This is a genomic window from Chryseobacterium sp. BGA-UO-ETr-SB22, assembly GCF_059567885.1.
The window spans coordinates 100,375-122,634 of record NZ_JCAQOV010000004.1; the positions used below are offsets into that span (position 1 = coordinate 100,375).

At 36.0% G+C, this 22,260-nt stretch carries 20 protein-coding genes; 9 read left to right on the forward strand and 11 right to left on the reverse strand.

What is annotated here, in order from left to right; translation table 11 throughout:
• Positions 1 to 38: 38 nt before the first annotated feature.
• From rpsJ to AC57AW_RS04245, 5 genes are all read right to left on the reverse strand, one after another.
• A complete protein-coding gene (gene rpsJ / locus AC57AW_RS04225; protein ID WP_002661363.1) occupies positions 39 to 344 on the reverse strand; it encodes a 30S ribosomal protein S10 in 306 nt (101 codons plus the stop codon).
• A 16-nt stretch (positions 345 to 360) separates the two neighbouring features.
• Positions 361 to 2,478: an elongation factor G gene (gene fusA, locus AC57AW_RS04230; protein WP_124532212.1), complete on the reverse strand. Its 2,118-nt coding sequence runs from the start codon at positions 2,476 to 2,478 to the stop codon at positions 361 to 363.
• A gap of 7 nt (positions 2,479 to 2,485) precedes the next feature.
• Positions 2,486 to 2,962 (reverse strand): 30S ribosomal protein S7, encoded by a 477-nt coding sequence (gene rpsG, locus AC57AW_RS04235; protein WP_089734635.1) that lies wholly within the window; start codon positions 2,960 to 2,962, stop codon positions 2,486 to 2,488.
• 23 nt (positions 2,963 to 2,985) lie between these two features.
• Positions 2,986 to 3,399: a 30S ribosomal protein S12 gene (gene rpsL, locus AC57AW_RS04240; protein WP_002983146.1), complete on the reverse strand. Its 414-nt coding sequence runs from the start codon at positions 3,397 to 3,399 to the stop codon at positions 2,986 to 2,988.
• A 172-nt stretch (positions 3,400 to 3,571) separates the two neighbouring features.
• A complete protein-coding gene (locus tag AC57AW_RS04245; RefSeq protein ID WP_496350925.1) occupies positions 3,572 to 4,531 on the reverse strand; it encodes an alkaline phosphatase family protein in 960 nt (319 codons plus the stop codon).
• A gap of 335 nt (positions 4,532 to 4,866) precedes the next feature.
• On the opposite strand from AC57AW_RS04245, the gene AC57AW_RS04250 reads away from it, so the two are divergent.
• The 5 genes from AC57AW_RS04250 (at position 4,867) to AC57AW_RS04270 (ending at position 8,800) form a co-directional block, all read left to right on the forward strand.
• Positions 4,867 to 5,343: a Dps family protein gene (locus AC57AW_RS04250; protein ID WP_318847248.1), complete on the forward strand. Its 477-nt coding sequence runs from the start codon at positions 4,867 to 4,869 to the stop codon at positions 5,341 to 5,343.
• A gap of 95 nt (positions 5,344 to 5,438) precedes the next feature.
• Positions 5,439 to 6,617: a nicotinate phosphoribosyltransferase gene (gene pncB, locus AC57AW_RS04255; protein WP_496350926.1), complete on the forward strand. Its 1,179-nt coding sequence runs from the start codon at positions 5,439 to 5,441 to the stop codon at positions 6,615 to 6,617.
• Positions 6,618 to 6,745: 128 nt separating this feature from the next.
• Positions 6,746 to 7,216, forward strand: coding sequence for a YciI family protein (locus AC57AW_RS04260; protein ID WP_496350927.1), 471 nt, complete (start codon positions 6,746 to 6,748; stop codon positions 7,214 to 7,216).
• A 148-nt stretch (positions 7,217 to 7,364) separates the two neighbouring features.
• A complete protein-coding gene (locus tag AC57AW_RS04265; RefSeq protein WP_496350928.1) occupies positions 7,365 to 8,339 on the forward strand; it encodes a DUF6624 domain-containing protein in 975 nt (324 codons plus the stop codon).
• A 227-nt stretch (positions 8,340 to 8,566) separates the two neighbouring features.
• Positions 8,567 to 8,800 (forward strand): hypothetical protein, encoded by a 234-nt coding sequence (locus tag AC57AW_RS04270; RefSeq protein ID WP_318847253.1) that lies wholly within the window; start codon positions 8,567 to 8,569, stop codon positions 8,798 to 8,800.
• 69 nt (positions 8,801 to 8,869) lie between these two features.
• On the opposite strand, the gene AC57AW_RS04275 is transcribed toward AC57AW_RS04270, so the two are convergent.
• Positions 8,870 to 10,270 carry an MAC/perforin domain-containing protein gene (locus tag AC57AW_RS04275; RefSeq protein WP_318847254.1) on the reverse strand — a complete coding sequence of 467 codons (1,401 nt, stop codon included), beginning with the start codon at positions 10,268 to 10,270 and terminating at the stop codon, positions 8,870 to 8,872.
• 140 nt (positions 10,271 to 10,410) lie between these two features.
• Here AC57AW_RS04275 and AC57AW_RS04280 point away from each other — a divergent pair, with 140 nt between their 5' ends.
• The gene (locus AC57AW_RS04280) at positions 10,411 to 11,166 is read left to right on the forward strand and encodes a DUF5995 family protein (protein ID WP_496350929.1); all 756 of its coding nucleotides are present in this window, start codon (positions 10,411 to 10,413) and stop codon (positions 11,164 to 11,166) included.
• A gap of 56 nt (positions 11,167 to 11,222) precedes the next feature.
• Here the strand turns inward: AC57AW_RS04280 and AC57AW_RS04285 are convergent, their stop codons facing one another.
• From AC57AW_RS04285 to AC57AW_RS04305, 5 genes are all read right to left on the reverse strand, one after another.
• A complete protein-coding gene (locus AC57AW_RS04285; RefSeq protein WP_496350930.1) occupies positions 11,223 to 14,321 on the reverse strand; it encodes an efflux RND transporter permease subunit in 3,099 nt (1,032 codons plus the stop codon).
• Positions 14,321 to 15,436 carry an efflux RND transporter periplasmic adaptor subunit gene (locus AC57AW_RS04290; RefSeq protein WP_496350931.1) on the reverse strand — a complete coding sequence of 372 codons (1,116 nt, stop codon included), beginning with the start codon at positions 15,434 to 15,436 and terminating at the stop codon, positions 14,321 to 14,323. The genes AC57AW_RS04285 and AC57AW_RS04290 overlap by 1 nt, the downstream gene beginning before the upstream one ends.
• A gap of 3 nt (positions 15,437 to 15,439) precedes the next feature.
• Positions 15,440 to 16,714, reverse strand: a complete 1,275-nt coding sequence (locus AC57AW_RS04295) for a TolC family protein (RefSeq protein ID WP_496350932.1) — start codon at positions 16,712 to 16,714, stop codon at positions 15,440 to 15,442.
• Between the two features lie 123 nt (positions 16,715 to 16,837).
• The gene (locus AC57AW_RS04300) at positions 16,838 to 18,202 is read right to left on the reverse strand and encodes a HAMP domain-containing sensor histidine kinase (RefSeq protein WP_496350933.1); all 1,365 of its coding nucleotides are present in this window, start codon (positions 18,200 to 18,202) and stop codon (positions 16,838 to 16,840) included.
• A gap of 2 nt (positions 18,203 to 18,204) precedes the next feature.
• The gene (locus AC57AW_RS04305; RefSeq protein ID WP_318847260.1) at positions 18,205 to 18,879 is read right to left on the reverse strand and encodes a response regulator transcription factor; all 675 of its coding nucleotides are present in this window, start codon (positions 18,877 to 18,879) and stop codon (positions 18,205 to 18,207) included.
• A 130-nt stretch (positions 18,880 to 19,009) separates the two neighbouring features.
• On the opposite strand from AC57AW_RS04305, the gene AC57AW_RS04310 reads away from it, so the two are divergent.
• The 3 genes from AC57AW_RS04310 (at position 19,010) to AC57AW_RS04320 (ending at position 22,249) form a co-directional block, all read left to right on the forward strand.
• Positions 19,010 to 20,515, forward strand: a complete 1,506-nt coding sequence (locus tag AC57AW_RS04310) for a DNA recombination protein RmuC (protein ID WP_496350934.1) — start codon at positions 19,010 to 19,012, stop codon at positions 20,513 to 20,515.
• A gap of 11 nt (positions 20,516 to 20,526) precedes the next feature.
• Positions 20,527 to 21,366, forward strand: coding sequence for a LytTR family transcriptional regulator DNA-binding domain-containing protein (locus tag AC57AW_RS04315; RefSeq protein ID WP_496350935.1), 840 nt, complete (start codon positions 20,527 to 20,529; stop codon positions 21,364 to 21,366).
• A gap of 91 nt (positions 21,367 to 21,457) precedes the next feature.
• Positions 21,458 to 22,249, forward strand: a complete 792-nt coding sequence (locus AC57AW_RS04320) for a CPBP family glutamic-type intramembrane protease (protein ID WP_496350936.1) — start codon at positions 21,458 to 21,460, stop codon at positions 22,247 to 22,249.
• The last annotated feature ends 11 nt before the right edge of the window (positions 22,250 to 22,260 follow it).

Here is a 22,260-nt window from a genome sequence, read left to right on the forward strand (position 1 = left end):
AGGAACGGTTTCTATAATCATTGCAAAGTATGCAGTTATCACACTTTAATTTCAACGTCTACTCCTGAAGGAAGTTCTAATTTCATTAGAGCATCAACAGTTTTAGAAGAAGAAGAGTAGATATCCATTAGTCTCTTGTGAGCTGATAATTGGAACTGCTCTCTTGCTTTTTTGTTTACGTGCGGAGATCTCAACACTGTGAAGATTCTCTTATTCGTTGGCAATGGAATAGGACCGTTTACAACAGCACCAGTAGCCTTTACCGTTTTTACGATTTTCTCAGCAGACTTGTCTACCAAGTTGTAATCGTAAGATTTTAGTTTTATTCTGATTCTTTGTGACATTTCTTTAATTTAAAAATTAACCTTTTGCTTTAGCTATGATATCTTCAGCAACGTTTTGTGGAGTAGCTTGATACTTCTCTAATTCCATAGAAGAAGTAGCTCTTCCTGATGAAAGTGTTCTTAGAGTAGTTACATATCCAAACATTTCAGAAAGTGGAACAGAACCTTTGATTACAACAGCTCCATTTTTCTCTTCCTGACCACTGATAGTACCTCTTCTTTTGTTAAGGTCACCAATGATGTTACCCATATATTCTTCCGGAGTTACAACTTCCAGTTTCATAATAGGCTCCATAATTACTGGCTTAGCAGCACGTCCCGCTTCTTTAAATCCTAATTTAGCAGCCATTTCAAATGAAAGAGCATCAGAATCCACCGCGTGGAAAGATCCGTCTTTAAGAACAACTTTAATACCTTCAACTTCGAAACCAGCCAAAGGACCGTTTTTCATTGCAGCTTTAAAGCCTTTTTCAATTGCAGGAACAAATTCTCTAGGAACGTTACCACCTTTGATCTCATTGATGAATTCTAAACCAATTTTACCTTCGTCAGCAGGTCCTAATTCAAATACAATATCAGCAAATTTACCTTTACCACCAGATTGTTTTTTGTAAACTTCTCTGTGTTGAGCAACTCTTGTAAGGTTTTCTTTGTATTCTACCTGAGGTTGTCCTTGGTTAACTTCAACTTTGAATTCTCTTCTCATACGATCTACGATGATATCTAAGTGAAGCTCACCCATACCAGAGATAATCGTTTGTCCAGAAGCTTCGTCAGTTCTAACCGTAAACGTAGGATCTTCTTCAGCCAATTTAGCTAAAGCGTTACCCATTTTATCCTGGTCAGCTTTAGTTTTAGGCTCAACAGCGATACCAATTACCGGATCAGGGAAAACCATCGATTCAAGAACGATTGGGTTTTTCTCATCACACATAGTATCACCAGTTTTGATAGACTTGAATCCTACCGCTGCACCAATATCACCAGCTTCAATATATTCTACTGGGTTTTGCTTGTTAGCGTGCATCTGATAGATTCTAGAGATTCTTTCTTTATCTCCTGAACGAGTGTTCAAGATATAAGAACCTGCATCTAATCTTCCAGAGTATGCTCTGAAGAATGCTAATCTTCCCACGAATGGGTCAGTAGCAATCTTAAATGCTAAAGCCGCGAAAGGCTCGTTTACGTCTGGTTTTCTTGTAATTTCAGCGTCAGTTCTTGGGTCAGTACCTTTGATATCATCTTTATCCAATGGAGAAGGCAAGTATTTACATACCGCATCCAACATAAACTGTACTCCTTTATTCTTAAATGAAGAACCACAAGTCATTGGGATAATAGATAAATCGATAGTAGCTTTTCTAAGAGCTTCGTTGATTTCTTCTTCAGAGATTGAATCTGGATCTTCGAAGAATTTCTCCATCAAAGTATCATCGTAGTCAGCCACAGCTTCTACTAATTTCTCTCTATATTCAAGAACTTCATCTTTCATGTCTTCAGGAATTGGAACTACTTCGAAAGTAGCACCTTGTCCAGCTTCATCCCAGATGATCGCTCTGTTTTTAATTAAGTCAACAACACCTTTGAAATCTTCTTCAGCACCGATTGGTAAAACGATTGGAACTGCATTAGATCCTAACATATCTTTAACCTGGTTTACCACGTTAAGGAAGTCAGCACCTTGTCTGTCCATTTTGTTTACGAATCCCATTCTTGCTACTTTGTAGTTGTCAGCAAGTCTCCAGTTTGTTTCAGACTGAGGCTCTACTCCATCTACTGCAGAGAAAAGGAATACCAATCCATCTAATACTCTCAAAGATCTGTTTACTTCTACAGTGAAGTCAACGTGTCCTGGTGTATCAATGATGTTGAAGTGGTAAGGCTTAGTATCTGCAAGAGGTTTTCCCTGGTCTGTTGGAAAGTTCCAAGAACAAGTAGTTGCAGCAGAAGTAATTGTAATACCTCTTTCTGCTTCCTGCTCCATCCAGTCCATTGTAGAAGCACCATCGTGAACTTCTCCAATCTTATGGTTAACTCCTGTATAGAATAAGATTCTTTCTGTAGTGGTAGTTTTACCAGCATCAATGTGAGCGGCAATACCAATATTTCTTGTAAATTTAAGATCTCTACTCATTTCTAAATTAGAATTTAAAGTGTGAGAAAGCTTTGTTAGCTTCCGCCATTTTGTGAGTATCAGATTTCTTTTTGAAAGCAGCACCTTCTTCTCTTGAAGCAGCTACTACTTCATTAGCTAATTTCAAAGCCATAGACTTATCATTTCTCTTTTTAGAATAGCTAATTAACCATTTCATTGCCATAGAAATTTTTCTATCAGCTCTGATTGGCATAGGAATTTGGAAGTTAGCTCCACCTACTCTTCTAGAACGTACTTCTACGTGAGGCATTACATTTGTAAGTGCATCTTTCCAGATTTCAAGTGCAGTTTTCTCTGTTTCTCCTTTTTTAGTTTCTACGATTTCTAATGCATCATAGAAAATTTTGAATGCGATTGACTTCTTACCGTCAAGCATTAAGTTGTTTACGAATCTCGTTACCAATTGATCATTAAACTTCGGATCTGGTAACAACGGTCTTTTTTTCGCTTTTGTCTTTCTCATTGCTTCTGTACCTTATTTAATGATTATTTTTTCTTTCCTTTTGCAGGAGCAGCAGCTGCTTGTCCTGGTTTAGGTCTCTTAGCTCCGTACTTAGATCTTCTCTGAGTTCTTCCATTTACACCAGCGGTGTCTAATGCACCTCTTACGATGTGGTAACGTACTCCCGGTAGGTCTTTCACCCTTCCGCCTCTAACCAATACTATCGAGTGCTCCTGTAGATTATGTCCTTCGCCCGGGATATAGGCATTCACTTCTTTACCGTTAGAAAGTCTTACCCTTGCAACTTTTCTAAGTGCAGAGTTAGGTTTCTTAGGTGTAGTTGTATATACTCTCGTACATACACCACGTCTTTGTGGACAAGAATCAAGGGCAGCCGATTTGCTCTTCTTGGCAAGCGTGGCTCTTCCTTTTCTTACTAATTGTTGAATAGTAGGCATTTAATTGCTTTTTATTTTAGGGTGCAAAAATACTAATATTTTTTTAATTGACAAGCAGTTATATATATTATTTCTTTCGATAATCTTTCCATTTGTTCTCTATACCTCTCCAAAACCCGCATCATTTATATATTATTGAATCAATTTCAAATCAGAAGATTATGTGAAAAAATTATTTAAAAATATCTTTAATTACTTTTCCTTTTGTATACTGCATAGGAACTCTTAAAAGCTCCGCTATTGTGCTGGCAATATCAATCTGTTCATAATTTCCAGTATTAATAGTGACATTCTTTTTAAAATCCGGCCCCATTGCAAAGAATTCAATGTGTCTGCACCCGGCGCAATCATCACCATGTTCAGCAAAACCACCGTTGGCATCCAAATGTCTTCCGTGGTCATTGGATACAATTAAAGTTGTTTTATCCTTATAAGCAGGAAGTGATTGAATATAGTTCCAGATTTCTTTAATAGAAGCGTCTGTAGTTTTGATGGCTTTAATGTACTCATTCCAATTGTTTGCATGTCCGTAAGAATCTACATCTTTAAGATTGATCACCATAACATTCGGGCTGTATTTTGCCATTACTTCTTTGGTCTTCGTCATTGTTACAAGGTCATCACGATATCCTGATCCGTTTCCACTCACTCCACAATCTACACTCGGCTGAAATTTTCCTTTCCAGTCTGCCAGTTTACAATCGTTTAAAACCTCCAGTTTATCTTTAGACGCAACAACCCAAGCCTTTGTTTTATCCGCTCCTGTAAACTTCAGCCATTGCTGCATTACAGATGGAAACCCAGGTAATTCTGTTCCGTTATTTTTAATATTCTCATAAACTCCTGAACACATAGCACTATGTCCCGGATTGGTATTCGTAGTGCCATTATTTTTAAAATTACTGATGAAAATACCCTGGCTCAATAAACTTACTCTGTTGGGTATATTTTCTTTATTGGCCGCTTCCCACGTTTCTGAAATACGGGCTCCATCAACAACAAGGAGAATCACATTTTTAGTCTGGTATTTACTTTCAGTCTTTGGATCCGTTATAATCTGTGCATCGGTATCATTATTACTGCAAGAAAACAAGAGGAATGATAAAACGAAATACAAGAAGGGTTTTTTCATAATTTTTATATTATTTTTTTATGTGAATTTCGAATGCAAAGCTAGAGAAACCAACTACAGAGAATATTAACAAATTATTATCTATTCCTTAATTATTCAACAATACGGGAATAATATGTGATCATTATTTGATATCAACATTCTTAATACATCCAAACTATTTTAAAAAACTTTCGTATAGTTATCATCTATTAATAATCAAGGGATTTCGGCACGATATTTTGTAAATTTGGGGTATACAAAATGATAAACAACAATCACCATGATGAAGGTTCACAGTATACTTAACTGACCCCGGTGATTGTATCTGATCTTAAAAAAATAAATATATACATATGAAAAATGCTAGTATCATTGGCCTTAAAGAAGCTGATTGCAAAAAAATCTCAGAAAAATTAAATGCACTGTTAGCCAACTATTCTGTATTTTATCAGAATACAAGAGGTTCTCACTGGAATATCAAAGGAGAACAGTTCTTTACCCTTCATCCGAAGTTTGAGGAATTGTATAACAGTCTTGTTTTAAAGATTGATGAAATTGCAGAAAGAATCCTGACATTAGGAGCTATTCCTGCGCACAATTACTCAGACTATTTAAAGATAGCGACCATTAAAGAAAGTAAGGAAGTAACTGACGGTACCAAAAGCGTAGAGCAAATTCTAAGTTCGTTCAAAGTAGTCATTGATCTGCAGAGGGAACTTTTAGATATTACAGATGAAGCAGGAGATGAAGGTACCAATTCGCAAATGAGCGATTATATTACCGAACAGGAGAAGGAAGTTTGGATGTACAATTCTTATCTTGGGAAATAACTCCATTAAAAGCATTAAAATATTTCAAAAAAATCGCCTTACATTTAGGCGATTTTATTTTTTATATTTATATTTGCGTTAAAATTACACATATTATGAACGACGTAAGACTGAACTCTATCCTAGATAATGATTTTTATAAAATAACCATGCAGAATGCAGTGGTAAAGCTATTCCCAAGTTCTATTGTAAAATATGAATTTATCAACAGGGGGAAGCACCACTTTCCGGAAGGATTTGACGCTGCTTTAAGAGAAGCCGTTAATAAAATGGCTGAACTTAAACTTACAAAAGACGAGAAAAAGTTCATGGCAAGAACATGTCCTTATATTGATCTTCCCTATCTGGATTTTTTAGAAGGGTATCATTATGATCCGTCTGAAGTAAAAATACACCAGGAAGGAGGCGACCTTTCCGTAACTGTGGAAGGGCTTTGGTACAGAACAATTCTTTGGGAAGTTCCGTTGCTGGCCCTGATCAGTGAACTGCATTATGAAATGAACCACATGGAAAGAGATTCTAATGAAGTGGTAATGAGCAAAACCCTTGAAAAGGCAGACTCATTAGGCAGACTTGGAGTAACTTTTGCAGAATTTGGAACGAGAAGAAGACATTCTTATAAGGTACAGAATCTGGTGATGGAAGCTTTGACTCAAAAAAGAGAATCAACTTTTATCGGAAGTTCTAATGTTCATTTTGCTATGAAATATGGTGTAAAACCTATCGGAACACACGCTCACGAATGGTTTATGTTCCACGCTGCTGAATACGGATTCAAAATGGCCAATGAAATGGCTTTGGAACATTGGGTAGATGTATACAGGGGTGATCTTGGAGTGGCTTTGTCTGATACCTATACCACAGATGTTTTCTTCCAGCAGTTTGACAAAAAATTTGCAAAACTATTTGATGGTGTTCGCCATGACAGTGGAGATGCTCTACAATTTGCGGATAAAACAATTGCCCACTATCAAAACAACGGTATCAATCCTATGTTTAAATATATTATTTTTTCCGATGCCTTAAATCTTGAAAAAGTAGAAGAAATCACCAATTACTGTAGAGGGAAAATTGGTATTTCATTCGGAATTGGGACCAATCTCACTAATGATGTAGGAGTAAAACCAATGAATATTGTAATGAAACTCATCGGTGTACAGGCTCCTAATAAAGAATGGATTCCTACGGTAAAGCTTTCTGATGAACATGGCAAATATACAGGAGATCCAAAAATGATCGAACTGGCGAAAGAATTTTTAAGAATAAAAGATTAAAATAAACTTATCTGTACAATTAGATATAACCTCGTAACCATCGAGGTTTTTTTGTATCCTATCATTTTTTGAAATTCAGTACTCAGAAATCTTTAAGGTTTTTATTATATTTATCAAAATAAAACAAGATGAAATCAAAACCATTACTAGCCGCATGTCTTCTCATATCAGCATTCTCCTTTGCGCAGGAAAAGAAAGCAGAAAAACCTAAATATAATCATGAACTGGCAACTTCATTAGGAGCTGATCAATATGGAATGAAGGCATATACTATTGTCATGCTGACTACAGGTTCCGTTAAGATTGAAGACAAATCCAAAATGAGCGAACTCATGAAAGGTCATATGGCCAATATTGGCAAACTGGCTGATGAAGGGAAAATAGTTGTAGCCGGCCCTTTCCTTGAAAAGAATAAAGAAAACTACCGCGGAATGTTTATTTTCAACACCAAGTCTAAGGAAGAAGCTGAACAATGGGTAAAAACAGATCCTGCTGTACAAGCCGGAGTCTTTAGTTATGAGATCTTCCCTTGGTATGGATCTGCAGCTTTACCATTGTATTTAAAGCATCACGAAGAGATCACAAAGGAAAATCCGTGATATCATCTTAAAAAATACATTGAAAATATTGAAGAATATATCACTTTATTAAAAGAAGAAATTAAAAAAATAAAGGAGGTCAAAAATAATTATTTCAATACTTCTTCCGACAGAACCAGACATCACTAAACTCAAAAAAATAATAACCATGAAAATAAGACTATTCGTTATGCTGTTTTTAGCATCAACAAAACTGTTCTTCGGACAAACTGTTCCCAAAGAATACACTGATAAAGTAAAAGCGGCTGAATCATTTTACCAATCCAAGGATTTCAAAAACTCTGCGGGCAACTATTCAGAAGCATTTAAATCTAACGGCTGGAAAGCGTCTCTAAATGACAGGTATAACGCAGCATGCTCTTGGGCAATGGCATCAGGGCCAGACAGTGCGTTTTCCCAACTTGACAGGATTGCAGTAAAATTCAGTAATTATAACCACATCACTACGGATACAGATCTTAGCTCTTTACATAGTGATAAACGATGGAAGCCTCTCATCGAAAAAATCAAACAGAATCAGGAGAAAGCAGAAGCAAATTTGAATAAACCCCTGGTCGCAAAGCTTGGTAACATTTATAATGAAGACCAAAAGTACAGACAACAAATCGGTGATATTGAAAAAAAATACGGTGGGAACTCAAAAGAAATGAATGAGCACTGGCAGCTTATCAATAAAAAAGATTCACTAAATCTTATTGAGGTAAAAGCCATTCTTGATAAATATGGCTGGGTGGGTCCTGATGTTGTGGGCGGACAGGGAAGCGTTACATTATTTCTTGTTATCCAACATGCAGATCAGGTAACACAGGAAAAATATTTACCTATGATGAGAGATGCTGTAAAAAATGGTAAAGCACAAAGCAGCAGCCTGGCTCTTCTCGAAGACAGGGTGGCTTTGAGACAAGGTAAAAAACAAATTTACGGCAGCCAGATAGGACGTGATCCTGAAACACAAATATATTATGTATCCCCATTAGAAGATCCTGAAAATGTAGATAAAAGACGCGCAGATGTTGGACTTCCTCCATTGGCAGAGTACGTAAAGAATTGGCAAATGAAATGGGATGCTGAACAATATAAAAAAGACTTGCCTAAACTGGAGGCAAAAATAAAGCACAAATAAACAGCAATCACATTACTATACTATTCATTGTTAGATTTCAAATCTAATTGACATTCTTCTATTAAACTTGGCATTTAAAAAAAATCTAACCTTCATTGTAACATTTATCATCAATTAATTCAATCATCATAGAATAATTTACTATTTTAGTTCAATCTTTTTAAACCTACTTATTTAATTATAAGAGAATTAAGAATAAATTAATTTACTAAACAAAAAATTAAACCATGAAAAAGAACTTAACAAAACTTTCAAGAACAAATTTAAAAGATGTATTTGGAGGAACCCTGTATCCTGCACAATGCCCAGGAGGATGCCATGGTGAAGGCATGATCAGATGTCCTGACGGCACCACCACGATGACTAATTTTATATGCATGGGAGGAACCTGCCAACCTGCAGCAATGTGCAAACCATTGGTTCTTGAACCTTTTCCAGATCCGATTATCATTACCCCATAATCTGAATGAATAAAAATAAAAAGAGACTGTCTTTGTGACAGTCTCTTTTTTTACAATTATACTTTTAAATTAAAAAATATCGCTGCCGATTATATAACCGTTTGTTCCATTTATTTTTTTAACCGCATTATTATTAAATCTATATTTATTATAAATACCAATATTTGGAATATATCTTAAAGTATTACCTTCTCTCATGTATATCTTATTGGTGAAATTATCCTGTTTAAGATCATTATCAGGTGTCAAATCAGCTCCACGTTCTACTGTTGACAAATTACTTGGACTAATAGTCGCGATTTCACCACTGGTAATATTAAATAATCCGTAAAGTGTCATAGGACTTTGGATATATCTCAGTTTGTTTTCAAACATAAAAAAGATCTGGTTGGTAGCAGGATTTCTAACAAAATTACCATTCACAAGATTTGCCGTATTTGTATAATCCAGCCTCACCTGATTGTCAATTAAATATTGATCTATATAAGCTTTTAACTGAGCTTTCTTCACAGGATCTTTAACAAGTTCATAAAGTGGTATCAAACCATTACTCCCAAATTCTACCAATACCGCATTAGTAGGTGTTGAACTGTTCTGCCAGGTGGAAATATTAATTTTAGGATTCGTTTGATCAAGGTTTAGCTCTCCCACTAAGCCTTTAGATGGATCTCCTCCTCTGGTTTTAAAGGATAATTTTCTAGAAAAGTTCTTATTTGATTCCGAAGTATCTACATCATTATCAACATTTGCATCAAAAATACTTTTCACCCCTACTTTAACACCAATTCTGGCTGCCTTTTCCCGACTTTGATTTGTTGTTTCAGATTGGAACATAACATCTAACTTCGCTCCGGTATAAATATCTACTGCAACGTGGGTACCATAATCGTTGACAATCTGCGCAGGGCTATTGGACTGTAAATCGCTAGAGAACTCCGGAGTCAAATAATCAGACAATAAGACAGGAGTAGCATTAAACCTGAATCTTCTTTGTTTAATTAAAAGATTATAGCTACCATAAATATATTTAGCGTCAAATTTATTGGTAGTCGTGTTACTAACCGAAGAACTAAAACTAACTGAAATAAGCTTTTTAAATAAAGAGAATCCAGCTGTCGCTCCTACCTTCGTAGATACCATTTTTGAATAGGCTTCTGCACTTTCACCATATTCTTCAAGATATTCCTGAGAAAATACATTATCAGTAATCAATCTTCCGGTCTGTTCGTTTTTGAACCTTTCAACATCAATTACCTGATATCCTGAAGAGTTAGAATTAGCATATTCTCCTGTTGCATTATAACCGTATCCCAAGACGTCATAAATTCCATCCCCGGCACTTTTAGCAAAACTTCTCCCTGAATTTTTTTTTGAGTTTTCATTTAGGTTAGGATTTTCAAGCTCTTCAGTAGAGCAAGAAGTTGCAAGCAGTAAAATAATACTTGCAAAAAAGAAACTTAGTTTTTTCATATTTTATTTTAAGTCTACAAACTTAATTCTTTGCGTACAAAGCTAAAATGACATAAATCATAAATAAGGGAATTAATTAAAATACAGGTTCATTATAGTGTGATAATGTATTTCTCGATATCTTTAAACAAAAAACCATCATGAAAACTATTGAAGAAGTTCTTACAAAACTGGATGAAATTATTATCTGGTGCAAAGAAAACAAGAGTCCGGCAGGATATTTTGCCTGTACTTACAGAATCATGACAGCACAGGTTCTGAAAGGCATTCAACAGAAAAAATTTGAAGATAATCTAAGAATGACTTTACTTGATCTTGCTTTTGCACAGAGATATCTGCAGGCATGGGAAAGTTATAGCAAAGGAGAAAAATGCACAAATTCGTGGTATATCGCCTTTGAAGCCACTAAGAATAAAAACCTGTTGATCCTACAGCATATATTTTTGGGCATGAATGCACACATCAATCTCGACCTTGGCATTTCTGCAGCTTCTATCATGCCTTACCGGAAAATAAATCCGTTGAAAAAAGATTTTGAAAACATTAATACTGTTATTGCTTCCATTAATCAGAACGTCCAGAATTCTTTAAACAAAATCTGTTATCCCGTGGATCTTATTGACAAACTCTCTAGTGGGCAAGATAATGCTGTACTTGATTTTGCGATTTCCAAAGCAAGAGATACTTCCTGGGCAACTGCAGTCATTGCATCCAACACCCCGAATTTTTTAAGAGAATCTGTGATCGGTATTGTAGATTATGCGGCTGCAAAAGTTGCTACACAAATACTGAATCCAAAAATCCTCACTCCTTCCCTTTTAAAAGAACTTAAAAAATGTGAAAGCAGTGATGTTGTGAAGAATATTGAGATTTTAGAATCTACAAAAAACTCATAAAAAAAGCCGGGATCTTCCTCAAGAATCCCGGCTCATAATGAACAAAATAAAAGAAACTATATTGCTTCCTTATGCTTTTTACGATAGGCATAATGGAAAATAATTGGTAATACAGTAAATGACAGCAGCATACAGATAATTAATCCTCCAACGATCATAATGGCTAAAGGTTTCTGAATTTCGGAACCCATTCCATTGGACATTGCTGCCGGAAGAAGTCCCATAGACCCCATCAAAGCAATCATCACCACCGGACGGATTCTACTCTTCACTCCCTGAGCAATGGATTCTTTAAGAGACAACCTGTTTTGCAGATTCTCTTTCATCACTCCAATCAGAACGATACCGTCTATAGTTGCTACTCCGAAAAGGATGATGAAACCGATTCCTGCTGAAATTCCAAAAATGGTTCCCGTAAACCAAAGGGATAAAAACCCTCCAATGAATGCGAATGCTAGTGTAATGGAAGAGATAAGCGTATCCTTTACGTTCCCAAAGTTGAAATACAACAGCATCAGAATTAGAACTAAAGAGATCGGAACTACCATTGCCAGCTGTTTTGCGGCTCTTTCTTTGCTCTCAAATTCTCCTGCCCATGTCATTTTATGATTTTTTGGAAGTTTTACTTCTCTATCTACCTTGGCTTTGGCTTCTTTAATGGTACTTCCAAGGTCACGCCCTTCAATATTAAATCCAACTCCAATGTACCTGCTGTTTCCTTCGCGGTAAATAAATGACGGTCCGGTGTGATAATCTATGGTGGCTATTTCTTTCAATGGCACTTTTTTATTATCCTGAGTCGGGATAAGAATATTCCCCATTTTTTCCGGCGTGTCACGATACTGTTTTTCAAACCTAAGCATTACGTCAAACATTCTTTCTTCTTCGTAAAATTTGGTAGCAGCCTGTCCGCCAATTGTCATTTCGATCACAGCTTGTGCATCTGCTGTGGAAACGCCATACTTTGCCATTTTAGAATCGTGAAGCTGTATTCTCAATTCCGGAAGTCCGATATTTTTGAAAACATTGACGTCTGAAATCCCGGGAACTGTTCTGATAGAATTGGCTACTTTATTGGCATAATTTTCAAGCTCAAAGAGATCATTTCCAAAAATTTTAATAACCAATGGCGCTTTTACCCCTGCTACATATTCTTCCACATTATCCTGTATCGGCTGACTGAATCCGAAGTTGATTCCCGGATATTTTTCAAGAGAAACTCTCATTTCTTCGAGAAGTTCATCTTTGGATATTTTTTTCTTCCATTCATTTTCCGGTTTCAGCTGAATATTAAATTCGATATTAAAGAAACCTGTTGGGTCGGTACCATCATTCGGGCGGCCTGTCTGGGTCATGACAAATTTCACTTCATCATATTTCATGAGAATCTCCTTCATTTCTTTGGTCAGCCTTACAGATTCATCCAGATTAACACTATTCGGAAGGGTTGCTCTTACATAGATGGCACCTTCATTCAGCTTGGGTAAAAATTCGGAGCCGTAATTGGAGAATCTCCATCCGCAAAGAGCAAGCAAAGCAATAAATCCAATGATGAATCCTTTTTTATAACGGTTACTAAATTCATAGATTCTATAGATATTTACTCTGAAAAATCTTGAAATAAAGTTTTCTTTCTCTTCAATATTTTTAGTCAATAAAAGCTTACACATTGCCGGAACATAAGTCAAACTTAAGATCAGTGATCCTAATAATGCATACCCCAGCGTAAATGCCAAAGGAGAGAACATTTTACCTTCTACTTTCTGGAAAGAGAAAATAGGCATCAAGGCAACAATAAGAATCAATAGGGCAAAGAAAATATAACTGGCTACGCTTCCCGCACTTTTCTTGATGATCCCCAGTTTTGAGATTTTATTGAATCTCTGCAATCCTATTTTCCTGGCTTTAAGTTCGAGGGCGACAAAGACATGTTCTACAATGACCAGTGTTCCTTCCAGAAGCAGCCCGAAATCCAGCGCTCCCATAGAAATAAGATTAGCGGGTAATCCCTGAATTTTCAGCATAATTATAGCAAAAAGAAATGCTAAAGGAATGACTGAGGCTACAATAAAGGTTGTTCTCCAGTTGTACAGGAATATAAATACAATAATGGAAACAAGAATGACTCCTTCAATAAGGTTTTTGGAAACGGTATGAACAGTGGTATTCACCAGTTCTGTACGGTCAATGATCGGAACAATCTGAACATCTCCCGGCAGTTCTCCTCCGTTCAGTTCTTCTATCCTGTCTTTCAGTCTTGCTATTACTTCACTAGGGTTTTCGCCACGAAGCATGATCACAATTCCTTCTACAACATCATTTTCTTTGTTGTATCCTACCTGTCCTAATCTTGGTTTTGCAGAAACTTTCACTTCAGCAACGTGTTTTACCAGAATAGGCGTAGATCCTTTTACCTCGATCTGAATATTCTCAATATCTTCTTTTTTCTCCAAAAGACCAATCCCCCGCACTACATAAGCCTGATCTCCTTTTGCCACTACATCTCCTCCTACATTGATATTACTCTTCGAAACTGCTTCATACACATCCAGGGGGGAAAGGTCGTAATTGTGTAATTCCGTAGGATTAATTTTTATTTCATATGTTTTTTCTTCTCCACCAAAACTTACTACATCCGCCACACCGGGAACGGCCAGTAATTCTCTTTCCACTACCCAATCCTGAATGGATGTAACTTCTTTGATCGGAAGTTTACTTTTAATAATATATCTGTAAATTTCACCCGTAGCCCCGGAAGGAGGTTCAATACTGTATTCTGCTCCTGATGGAAGATTTACATTTCCCAACTTATTGGATGCATATTGCTGAGCATAGAAATCATTGACATGATCATCAAAAATCACGGTGACCACAGATAATCCAAACAGGGAAATAGAACGCACCGATGTTTTATTCGGAATGGCATTCATTTCCTTCGAAATGGGTAATGTGACAAATTTTTCGATCTCTTCTGCACTTCTTCCCGGCCATTGAGTGATTACCCTTACTCTTGTGTTGGTAACATCCGGAAATGCTTCAATAGGAGTATGTATGTAGGAATAGATTCCTCCGGCAAGCAATAGAAAAGTTCCCAAAAGAACAATCAATGAGTTTTTTAAAGAGAAGGAAACTATATTCTGTACAAATTTTCGCATTACTTCGTGGAATTATTTAATTGGTTTTTCAGGTTTTCATAGATCAGCAGCCCGTTGGAAGCGATGATATTTTCACCTGATTTTAAATTACCTTCTACATAGATATACTGGCTGTTGGAAGCTATTTCCGTCACCGGTCTTATCTCAAGCTCACAGTCTTTTTTGTAGACCACAACATAACTTTGATTATTATCGAAGATTAACGCTTTGGCAGGAATAGCCAGCGCACTTTTATTTTGTGAATTAATTGTTAACACTACATCAGCAGACATTCCCGGTCTTAGCTTCATTCCATTATTATCCATAATGATTTTCGCTTTAAGTACTCTTTCATTTTCATTGAAAACCTGGGAAATATTATCAATCTTTCCGGAGAAGCTGTCATCCGGATAAGCAAGAGTCTTCACCATTACCGGCTGATCTACATAAACGTGTCTCATATTGGTAGCATATACGTTGGCCATTACCCACACTTTATCCAGATTGGAAATGGTAAAAAGCTGATCTCCTCCCGCTGTTACCGGCATTCCTTTGGAAATATTTTTGGAGATAACATATCCGTCCGCAGGCGCTTTGATCTGAATGGTGCTCCCACCTGCTGAATACAGCTGCATATTTTTCTGTGTCTTGGAAATATTAGACTGCAAAATGGCTACTTCAGATTTTGCTTCCTGCAAATCTTTCTGAGAAGCAATATCATCTTTATACATCGCTTCTACGGAAGACAGCTTTCTTTTTGCTACTGCCAGCTGTGCCTGTAAAGTTTGGGTATCATCCTGCATTTCGTTAACAGCTGTACTTTTTACACTCGCCAGCGTTTGTCCTTTTTTCACATAATCTCCTAAAGAGAAATAAGTATCGGTAACCACTCCATCCACAAGACTTACAAAAGGAACTGTTTTATCTGAGTTACTTTCTACTTCTCCGGTGAGCGTGATACTTTCTTCTATAGGAAGCATTTCAGCTTTAGCAAGTTTTATATCTTTTTTAAGTTCTTTATTGATGCAGTATTTTTTTTCGGCTTCGGTATTTTCCTTTTTTTCTGTACAGCCCGCAAGGATCACCAGCGCAGAAATATAAATGGCAGCAATGTATTTGGTAGTATTCTTGTTCATATCTTATAAGTCTTGTCCTACAACATACTGCAGGTTTTCGTAGTATTGATTAAGTTCTTTTTTAGTATCCAGTATGATCATTTTATTCCCGATGTAGGTATCCAGAAAATCCATGTATTCCAACATGCTGATATTTCTTAGTCTGAAATTTTTCTCATGGCTTACCAGCAATCCATCCAATGTAGATTCATAGCTTTCATCGATTTCTTCTGAAACCTGCTGTGTCCGGATATAGTTTCTAAAAACGGAGACAATTTCGTTCTCAGATTTCAACATATTTTTACGGGTTTCTATTTTACTTTTTTCAATTTCAAGTGTGGCTTCCTGGATATTTCCTTTATTGCGATCGAAAATGGGAAGGTCCACAGATACTCCCAGCCCTATAAAGTCTTTCATGATATTTCCCCCACGGTCATACCCTATGGAAACAGCCACATCGGGAGTTTTCATAGCATTTTGTATTTCGAGATTTTTGGCTGCGTGTTTCTCTTTATTCTTCGAGATCAGAATATCGGGGCGGTTTTCTTTTGCCTTCTCCATCCATTGGTTCACTTCCAATTCTGAAAGTTGTTTCTCCGGCATGACAAATGAATCCGAAATCACCAGATACGTTTGAGAAGGCAGCATCAATAAGGCTTTCAGCTCTACCTGCTGATCTTCAATTTCCTGTTTTAAAGAAATCAGTTTTTTCTTGAATTCAATTTCCTGTGCTTTCAACCGGACATATTCAGCTTTACTGATATTCCCAAGATTTAATTGATTATTATAGGATTTTGTCAGTTTCTCAATGGAAGCAATCTGCCCTTGGTAGATTTTCTGCTGTTCCTGATTGTAAAGAATTTCGGTGATCGTATTTCTCAGTGTTTTCTTAAGCTCACGCAATACTTCCTGCAGTTCATACTTCTCTCCTTCCACTTCTATTTTCTGAAGCTCAATATTTTTCCTTCTCTTTCCGGCAGTCTGAATCACCTGCTCTATCTCAGCGGAGATCTGTGTATTTTTTCCCCAGTTTCCTATCAATGCAGGCTGCTCTTCTATATCATAGGTTCTCCATAGATTCACTTCGCTGATACTTAATTTGGGATTGGGCCAAAATTTAGCCTGAACAGCACGAGCTTCAGCTTGTGAAATTTCAAGCTTCTGTGCAATAAGGTTAAGGTTTTTAGCCAGAAAAATAGTTTCAGCTTCCTTTCTGCTGATTTTCATAGTATCTGAAATCTGCGCTGAAAAGAAACTGAAACAGGGAATATAAAATAGGGTTAAAAATAGCTTCTTCAAGGGTCTTTTATTTAAGACTACAAAGCTATTTGTCTAATATTAGAGGGAATTTTAAACAAAATTAAAATTCGGTTAGTTCAACATTAGAGTTTGATTAGAACTTTTAAAACACAAAAAACACGATTATGAGTGAATCGGAAATTTAAGAAGGACAGTAGTTCCAACATTGACAGCAGAATCAATTTTCATTACAATATGATGATGATCGAAAATACTCTTCGAAAGGGATAAACCAATTCCACTTCCTTTCACGGTATCTACATTTTTTCCTCTGTAGAAAGTTTCAGATATTTTTACAAGATCATCTGACGGAATCCCTCTTCCTTCGTCTCTGACTTCAATATACAATTGATTATCTTTTTCGGACAAGGTAAGCACTACAGGCTGATCATAGGAATACTTAATCGCATTTTCAACAATATTATATAACGCTAAGTACAGCAGCGTTTCATTTCCTGGAAACTCCAGCAAAGCAGGATTTGTTACCTGAAGCTGTATTTTAATGGATGAATTCTTTTCTTTTGCTTTAGTATCCAGTTTCTCGTAAATTTTCCAGATAAGTTCATCCACTCTCATTGGTTGATGAGAAGATTCAAGTTTGGTCATTCCGGACATCAGTAAAAGATTGTTGAGAATATTTTCAATCTCATATACATTCTCCAATGATTCTTTTGCTACTTCCTTATACTCTTCCGGAGTTCTATCCTTTTGGGCAAAAACTTCCAGATTTCCGGAGATTGCCGCAAGAGGAGTTTTAAATTCATGAGAAACATAATTAATAAAGTTTTGCTGCAAGAGTACATTTTCGGAAATTCTACCCAGCAGTTTATTATAGGATTTTATCAGATCCTCAATTTCATCATTCGTATTGGCAGATGTTATAATTGCGGTAGAAATATTATTATAATCCACTTTATTGATGCGCTCCACTACATTGGAAATAGGTTTGTAAACCACCTTTGAAAGATACCTGCTCAGAAAATAAATAGCAAGCAGCCCAATCACCAATACAGAAAGCATAATAATAGCAAGCCTTAATATCTGTGACTGAAACGAGTCATTAGGGGATTTTACAAAAACCACAAAGTCTCCCTGGTTATCCGGATAGAAAATCCCATAGTAGAATTGGTTATCCGACATAAACTGCATGCCTTTATTAGCCCGGACTGCCTGCAGGTGAAAAGGTTTGATATTCTTATCATTAAGGTTCTGTCCAAAAGTAACCTCATTGTTCTGGTTGTAAACCGCTACTCTGTTATTCTGAATCAGATGATTGTATTCTTTTTTGATCTGGGCATGGCGGTCTTTTGGAAGTTCATCTTTATCAAGATAATAAATAGCAGAAATAAGAGCCGTATTCCTTAGCTTTTCAAAATAAAAAATCTTGGTACTGTCATAATAAGCAAAAAATATCACCGCTGATGTGATGATAGAAACAATGCCGAATGAAAGGCTTGAAATAAGGGTAAACCTGCTTCTGAGAGTCATTTTCAGTCTTTAATTAGATATCCGGTTCCTTTTACCGTATGAATAATTTTCTGTTCTGTTTCGTCAATCTTATTACGCACATAGGAAATATAAACATCTACTACATTCGTTGTATTATCAAAATCAATTCCCCACACTTTATGCAAAATCTGGGTTCTGCTCAGCACCTTGTTTTTATTCTCCATCAGGAAAGTAAAAAGTTTGTATTCTGTGGGAGAAAATTCAATTTCCCTGTTGTCCTGCGTTACCTTGTGAAGGTCTGTATCAATCGTAATATTGCCGCATGACAGGTATTGATCTTCTTTCTGATAACTTAATTTATTTCTTCTGGTTAAAGCTTTAATCCTGGAAATAAGTTCCTCAAAATGAAAGGGTTTTGATAAATAATCATCGGCTCCCATATCCAGCATCTTGATTTTATCATCCGGACTATTTAGGGCACTTAAAACCAAAATTGGTGTATAATTTCCTTTAAATCTTATAAGCTGCGTAAGCTGCATCCCATCCAATCCCGGAAGCATAATATCCATTAAAATAAGATCAAAATCATAGGTATGAAGAAGTTCGCGTGCCTTTTCTCCGGAATCTGCAAGGGTCAGATTGTAACCAGCCTCGGAAAGGCCTTTTATCAGGAAATTGCTGATTCTTTGATCATCTTCTACCAACAAAATATTCATAAGTCTCTGAAATTTCCCATAAATATAGGTAATCTTTGGGAAAACATAGAGGAAACAAACCGTAAGCAACCTCATGAAAGTTGAAATATGTTTGATAGTAACTTCCACCCTTTTTTCATAATTTTGGAAGATGGAGATGATATATTTAATTATTGGGTTTGTTGCCGGTGGCGTGCTGGGAGCGGTGATATTGTATTTTGCATTGAAATCATCAATGGTTTCGAGAAGTTCTTATGACGGGCTGAATACCTTATCTATTAAAACTCAGTCTGATCTTGAAAATTCAACCCTGAAAATTCAGGAACTTAATCAAAATCTCAGCAAAGAGAAAGAATCCAATATGTTACAGCAGGATCTTTTGGATGATCTGAAAAATGAATTCTCTAAAATCTCCGCTGAATATTCTTCTTTAAACATCCAGTTTCAGGAATTGAAACAAATCAATCAGCGACAGACCTCTCAAATAGAAGCACACATCATTGAAAAACAGGATATCTTCGCCAAAAACTCAGAGCTTTCTGCAAAAAATGAAGGGCTACAGAAGTCTCTGGATACTCAAAAGGAAGAAATTGTAAAAATCCAAGAAGAATCCAAACTTCAGTTTGAGAATCTGGCGAATAAGATTTTGGAGGAAAAAACAGAAAAGTTTACTGCTTTAAATCAAAATAATTTAAAAAACATCCTTGAACCTTTCCAGGAGAAAATTGCCGACTTAAAAAACAAAGTCAACGAAGCCTATGAAAAGGAAAATAAAGAACGTTTCTCCCTTGCCGAAAAAGTAAAAGAACTGGCAGAGCTGAACCAACAGATTTCTGAAGATGCAAAAAAACTAACCCGCGCTCTGAAAGGGGAAAGTAAAACTCAGGGGAACTGGGGCGAGATGATTTTGGAAAGTATTCTTGAAAAATCAGGGCTTGTAAAAGGAAGAGAATATTTCCTGGAGCATGAATTGCGTGACGAAGATAACAATGCTTTATTCTCCGAATTTTCAGGAAAGAAAATGCGCCCGGATGCCGTTATAAAATATCCGGATGAAAGAAATGTTATCATTGATTCTAAAGTTTCTCTGACTGCGTTTACCGAATTGGTAGACGAAACCGATGCTGATGTATACGCTATAAAACTGAGCCAGCATCTTGGATCTATCAAGAATCATATTAATCAATTGAGTCAAAAAGCATACGATGACTACGGAAAATCATTAGATTTTGTGATGATGTTTATTCCCAGCGAACCGGCTTATATTGCAGCCATGCAGGCTGATCAGAATCTTTGGAACTATGCCTACGAAAGAAGAATTCTGCTGCTGAATCCCAGTAACCTGATCACCTCCCTTAAACTGATTGCTGATCTTTGGAAACGTGAATACCAAAACCGAAATTCCATAGAGATTGCTGAACGGGGAGCAAGATTGTATGACAAATTTGTAGGTTTTGTAGATAACTTAGAGAAAGTTGGGAGAAATCTTGACCAGGCGAAAAATGTATATAATGATGCTTACAAGCAGCTTCATACCGGAAATGACAACCTTGTCATCCAGACTCAGAAGCTGAAATCGTTGGGCATCAAAAACAAAAAAGACCTGCCTCAAAGTCTTATTGACAATAGCAATCTTATTGAACCATCTGAAATCTAAATCCGGATTTTATGTTTTCATTTACCTCTTATCCATACCCAAAATCCGAATCTTTCAAAGAAATTTTCATTTCTTCTCTGGGAGCAGGAATTTCAGTGTATTTGTTTCTGATTATTTTTCAGCCCTTCGGCACAGAGAACTTCCATCATCCCTATAAATTTTTATTACTTTTCCCCTATTGCATTATTTTTGGAACTGCATTTTTCATTGCCAATCTTGTGGTTTCCCATTTTAACAACTGGAATATTGGTGCGGAACTTTTAAAACTAATCTTCATTTTATTTCTGGGATCTGTAGCATCCTACTTTTACAATTCGTTATTTTTAAGTAATGTAGAGCTTGATCTTGACAATTACTTCTATATGTTTCTTTATTCTTTGGCAGTTGGCATCCCTATTTCAGTTATATATATTTTATCAAGATATATTTATTTAAAAAACAGTCATGAAAACAAGGCAAGAGATATTTCACAGCATCTTACATCAACTATTCCAGATCTTCAAAACGGAACGTTGAAATTATCTGCACAGAATATGGAACTTGTCATAAATGAAAACGATTTCCTATGTGCTCAGTCAATGGAAAATTACTGTACATTTTATTTTTTAGAAAACAATACAGTAAAAAAGCTGTTGATCAGAATAAGTTTATCTAATGCTCTGAAACAAATTGAAACTGGTTTCGTTAAAAAATGTCATCGTTCCTATATTGTAAACCTTAGAAGGGTAAAAAATCTTAAAGGAAATGCTCAGGGTTATAAATTAATTATTCCGGAGCTTGATTTTGAAATTCCGGTTTCAAGAAGTTTCATTTCGGCAATTATCCCTCAGCTTCAGCAAAAGAATCTGTGAAATTTGTCATTCGTCACTATTCTTTGTCATTCATCACTTTAATTTAACAGCATAGGTTTAAAGCTGCATTTTTGCTCAAAAATGAATTAACATGAGTAAAAAAAACCGCTTCTTTTTAATCTTTATACTTGGGTTTACAGCCTATTATTTCTTTGATCTTTTCTGTTTTAAAAGCATTCAGACATTCTCAAGAACCCTTTTCCATAGCAAAGCTATAGCGCACGTATCTGCTTATTTGGCAACTCTTATTCCATTGATCATTACTTTTAAAATTCTGCTGCCAAAAAAAAATATTTTAGGTCTGTTTTCTTTAAACAAATCTATTATCAAAGGATTTGCATTAGCTTTTATAGGAACACTTCCCATGCTTATTGGATATCTGATTCATTTTAAAATCATCAGCAAAATAGATTTTGGGTCCCTTTTTATCAACACCGCATCTTCGGCTTTTTTTGAAGAAATCATCTTCAGAGCCTTTCTTATTGGGGTACTCTATCGGTTTACCAGGCTTGGCTTTTTATCATCAGCCTTATTGGGATCTTTACTTTTTGCACAAGTCCATTTATACCAAAGCCAGGATATAAAAGAGCTTATAGAAATATTTACCATTACATTTCTCGGATCTTTATTCTTTGCCTGGGTTTATTTTGAATCTGAATATAATCTTTGGACAGCCATATTCCTACATTTCTTTATGAATCTGTATTGGGAAATCTTTACTGTTTCGGAGAATGTTTCCGGTAATTTTTATGGAAATATCTATAAATTATTTTCTATTGCTGCTATTATATCCTTTGTTATTTATCTAAAAAGAAAAAATAAACTCCCTTTTAAGATAACCTGGAAAAGTCTTTTTATCAAAACCAGAGAAGTTCAATCATAAATTTTGCATAA